This window comes from Paracoccus sp. (in: a-proteobacteria) (assembly GCF_030536915.1).
GTDB lineage: Bacteria > Pseudomonadota > Alphaproteobacteria > Rhodobacterales > Rhodobacteraceae > Paracoccus.
Map to the genome: position 1 here is coordinate 1 of NZ_JAUNPC010000134.1, position 4547 is coordinate 4547.

At 64.7% G+C, this 4547-nt stretch carries 4 protein-coding genes; 2 read left to right on the top strand and 2 right to left on the bottom strand.

Annotation, left to right across the window (positions count from 1 at the left end):
* Positions 1-221 precede the first annotated feature (221 nt).
* Entirely contained in the window at positions 222-2105 is a 1884-nt protein-coding gene (locus Q4F04_RS14595; RefSeq protein ID WP_303370527.1) for a ParB/RepB/Spo0J family partition protein, read from the top strand.
* A gap of 482 nt (positions 2106-2587) precedes the next feature.
* Here the strand turns inward: Q4F04_RS14595 and Q4F04_RS14600 are convergent, their stop codons facing one another.
* A complete protein-coding gene (locus tag Q4F04_RS14600; RefSeq protein ID WP_303370528.1) occupies positions 2588-2914 on the bottom strand; it encodes an H-NS histone family protein in 327 nt (108 codons plus the stop codon).
* A 179-nt stretch (positions 2915-3093) separates the two neighbouring features.
* Positions 3094-3405 (bottom strand): hypothetical protein, encoded by a 312-nt coding sequence (locus Q4F04_RS14605; protein WP_303370529.1) that lies wholly within the window; start codon positions 3403-3405, stop codon positions 3094-3096.
* A 54-nt stretch (positions 3406-3459) separates the two neighbouring features.
* On the opposite strand from Q4F04_RS14605, the gene Q4F04_RS14610 reads away from it, so the two are divergent.
* Positions 3460-4547, top strand: a 1088-nt coding sequence (locus Q4F04_RS14610) for a UMUC-like DNA-repair protein (protein ID WP_303370530.1), incomplete at its 3' end; no start/stop codon positions are given.

Genomic DNA, 4547 nt, shown 5'->3' on the forward strand with positions numbered 1-4547 from the left:
CCCGGCAATCAACCGGAAAGGAGGTGAGGAAAATACCGGAACACTGGCTCCATCAGCGCCGCCGCGAGGCATGGGCGCTCATCAGGAAGGGCGGACTCTCCGCCAAGATCGGCCGCGCCTTCCTGCTTCAGCATGGGACCGTCTGAGGCCCCTCGCCCTGCCCCCAAAGGGGACAGGGCACCGATAACCCACAACTACCGTCGCAATCAAGGAAATCACCCATGTCCAATGTAACCGCTTTCGCGCGTGACGCCCGCGCCATCGAGGCCCCCGGCATCGAGGCCCTGCCGCTGTCCGACCTTTACCTTTCCGACATGAACCCCCGGCAGGAGGCCGACCCCGAGGGCATCGCGCTCCTGGCCGACAGCATCGCCATGATCGGCCTGATCCAGCCGCTCGCTGGTCTGCGCGACCCGCAAGGCAAGGTCGGTATCCTCGCCGGAGGTCGCCGCTGGCGCGCGATCAGGCTGGCGCTCGAACGCGACCCCGAACTTGTCGCGCATCGGCCCGAACTCGCCTTTGTGCCGGTCCGACTGGCCCCTGACGAGGCCACCGCTCGCGCATGGGCTGCCGTCGAGAACACTGCCCGCGAGGACCTGCACCCCGCCGACGAAATCCGCGCCTATGGCCGGATGCGCGACGGCGGCGCCGATGTACCGACCATCGCCCGCACCTTCGGCGCGACCGAGGCCCATGTCTATCGCCGCCTCGCCCTTGCCGCCCTGCCCGCCCCGGTGCTGGACGCGCTGAAAGCAGGCGAAATCACTCTGGGCGCGGCCAAGGCGTTCACCGTCGCGGACGACGAAGCCCTTGCCCTGTCCGTGCTGGAACAGGCCAGAGGGCGCGAAATGAGCGAGCATCGTCTCAAGCAGCTTTTGCAGCCCGAGGCGATCAATGCCGCAGGAGACCGCCGCGCCCGCTTCGTCGGGATCGATGCCTACCGCGCCGCAGGCGGACGCATGACAGCTGACCTCTTTGCAGACACGGCGCTGTTGCAGGACGGTGAACTGCTGGCCCGCCTCTTTGCGGAGAAGCTGACGGCCGAGGCCGCAGCCGCCGCCGAAGGCTGGAAATGGGTCGAGACGGTCGATGCGCCGTGGATCGACTACCAGACCACTGCCGCACTGGGGCGCGTCTATCCGGTCGAGGGCGAGTTGACGGAGGAACAGGCCGAACGGTTTGACGAACTGGCAGAACTGGCCGAGGCCGAGGTTCTGGACGAGGACGGACAGGCCGAACTGGACGCCCTGCAGGCGATCCTCGATGGCGGTTTCACCGACGAGCAGAAAGCCCATGCCGGGATCATTGCCTATGTGAGCAACGAGGGCGAACTGCGGCTGCATCAAGGGCTGGTCAGGCCCGAGGATACTGCCGCAGCCGTTGAAGCCGGGGTCATGCAGGAGAACCGGCACACCATCGGCAGCGGTGCCAAGGACAGCAAGCCGAAATCACCTTATTCCGGCGCTCTGGTCGAGGACATGCGAGCCGTTCGGCTCCATGCGGTGCAAGCCGCGCTGCTGGCGAAGCCGGAACTGGTGCTGGACCTGCTGGCCTTCGGATTGTCCGGCGAGAGCGGCAATGACCGCGTGTTCGGTATCCGCCCCGAGACCGCCCGGAACTACCCGAGCGTCACGGACGGGCTGGATGGCGACCCCCGCCTTGCCGACCCCGAGCGCACCGGCAGCGGCTGGCTGGACGACGACGAACGGCTGCTCGCATTCCGCACCTTCATCGAGAAGGGCAAGAAGCACCGCAATGCAACGATCACGGAGGGGATCGCCCGCACCCTGCCCTATCCGGGCATCCGCGACGGCTTCTTTGCCGCCATCGAGGACATGGCCGGGGCTGATCCGCGGAAAGTCTGGACGCCGACCGCCGAGAACTTCCTTAGCCGCGTCAGCGCCGACTATCTGGACGCGCTCATGCTGGACCTCACCGGCACCGACCCGCAGGACTCCGGCTTCAAGGCCTTCAAGGCGCAGAAGAAAGCCGCCAAGGCCCTGTCGCTCGAAAAGCTGTTCAGCGATGCCGACTATCAGGCCGCGTGGCAGATCGATGCCGAGAAGAAGGCCAAGATCGACGCTTGGGTGCCGGACTGCTTCTGAGAGTGATGCCGGGGGCGGCGCTGCCACACCGCCCCCGGCGAGACCCCCACACCGGAGTATGAGGCTGCACCATGCCAGACTTCACTGTACACCGTCATCCCGTCTTGACCGTCCGTTGCCCGGACTGCACGTCGCATCCGGCAACTGGTGCTGCCGTCCGAGCGGCTCGCACCAAGCAACACACTTAGGTCTATCACGCATGATTAGGAATTATCAGCTAGCAGATAGCATATAAAACATAGCAAAGGACGGCTAGCAGATCGACCCTTCGATCCTTCCACCCCTCAGGCTGCGCTTGCGATTGACGCCTTCAATTTCCTTCTGCGACGAAGGTAATCCGCTCCCGCCTCGTCGGGGCCTTCATTGGCAGAGAGGAGGGCCGGTTAGTCCCGGCCCCCCACGAGCTGCGCCCGTGCGCGGCCGGGACGTTGCGCTTCGCGCGGAGCCGCGCAGTGCGCGGCAGTCCTACCTTCACAGCCGCCTTATGCGGCCAGATCTTCCAGACTGCGCCCGGCTTCCAGCGCCGCCCGAACCCATGCGGGCCGACGCCCCCGGCCACTCCAGGTTTCGTCGGGATTGTCCGGGTTGACATACTTGACCGTGCCGGACGCGGCGCCTTTCGCGCCGCTCTTGCGGCCTTTGCCGTTCCCGACCAGGTCGGTCAGCTTCAATCCGAAGCTGCGCGCGACTTCCTCTGCTGCCGCCAGCGCCTTGCGACGCTGGCGTTCCTCGTAGTCGCTGAGCGCCTTCTCCACATTCTTGCGAAGCGCGAGAAGTTCTTCACGCGACATGTTGTCGAGGTCGTTCACAGGAAATCCCTTTCTATCTGAACCATTAATGATATTGCCGGTCTGATTAGGCGTGCTGGATAGACAGATGCAAGACTTCCGGCCGGGATCAAGATTCTGACGCCTGAGCTGCAAATGAATATGCCAAGGCGGTTGCGGCGACAGGAAATGCAAGGCTGCGTCATTTGCTGCGCAGCAAATCAGTCGCTGTCGCGATAAGCATCCGCGAGAAGATTGGCGATCCGGGTCAGCTCATCCACCCGCAACCCCGGATTTGCAAGGGCCGTCCCCTTGTTCCAGGCCGCTTTCAGAAGCGGCCCTTTAGGATGCCGTTCGCAAGCCAGCATCAGCGCCTCGGTCACTGCAGGATCGCGGCGCGGATCACACGCTCCAGCATGAGTTGCCGCATGGCGCAGCCGATCGAGAGACGCGGCCAACGCCTCGCGTGCCGCGATCTGTTCTGACCACGCTCCGCCAAAGGCCACATTCGAGAGCTGACGCTTGCGTTCCATCGGAACGAAAATAGAACATAGGGCCTATAGTTCCACAAGGGCGGGCGCGGAAGCATGGGCGAGTTCCGGGTGTTGTACATTGACATGAATGGCTTTTTTGCCTCTGTCGAACAGCAGCTCGATCCTCGGCTACGTGGCCGCCCGGTCGCGATCACCGCCGTTGATGCCAACTCGGGGGCCTGTGTCGCTGCCTCCTATGAAGCCAAGGCGTTCGGGATCAGAACCGGAACGCGCGTCCAGGACGCGCGCCGTCTCTGCCCCGAGGTCATTTTCCGGCCGTCCCGCCACCGGCTCTATGTGAGGTTCAACCTGGCCGTTGCGGACGTGCTGGACCGCCATGCGGAGCTGACACACATCCGCAGCGTCGATGAGTTCCAGCTCGCCCTATCGGGCGAAGCCCGCACGCTGGACGGAGCTGCGCAGCTGGTCGCCCGCCTCAAGGCCGCTGTCGCGGCCGAGGTTGGTGCCTGTTTGCGCTTCTCTGCCGGGATCGGGCCGAACCACTTGCTCGCCAAGCTGGCCGGGAAGTTGCAGAAGCCGGATGGATTTCGCTGGCTTTCGGCCGAAAACATGCCTGCGGCTGTTGCCCATCTCGCGCTTGATGATCTGCCGGGGATCTCGGGGGCGATGAAGCAGCGGCTCTACCGCGCCGGGGTCTATGACGTGGAAACCCTTTGTGGGCTCGATCCGCGCCATGCGCGCCTGATCTGGCGCTCGGTCGAGGGCGAACGGTTCGTGCGGCTGTTGCAAGGTATGGATATTCCCCTGACACCGAACGTCCGTGGCGGCTTCGGCAACTCCAAGGTCCTCGCCCCCGATTACCGAACTGCCCGGCGAGCCTATCAGGTCGGCCGCTGGCTGGTCGAGAAATCCGCCGCCCGTCTGCGGCGCGAAGGCTATGTTGCCGCACGGTTCAGCCTCACGGTCAACTACTTCGAAGGGCGCCGCTGGTCGCGAGGCGTGAGTTGCGCGCCGTCGCAGGATACGGCCTATTTTCTGCGTCTGCATCGCGCGCTCTGGTCGAGTCTGTGGCGGGCTGAACCGCCTGCCGCAGTCCATTCGGTCGGTGTCCACATGGGCAACGTGAGTTTGCTGCAGGATCGCGCCGGCGATCTTTTCGCGCCCCTCGCGCCCGCGGATCG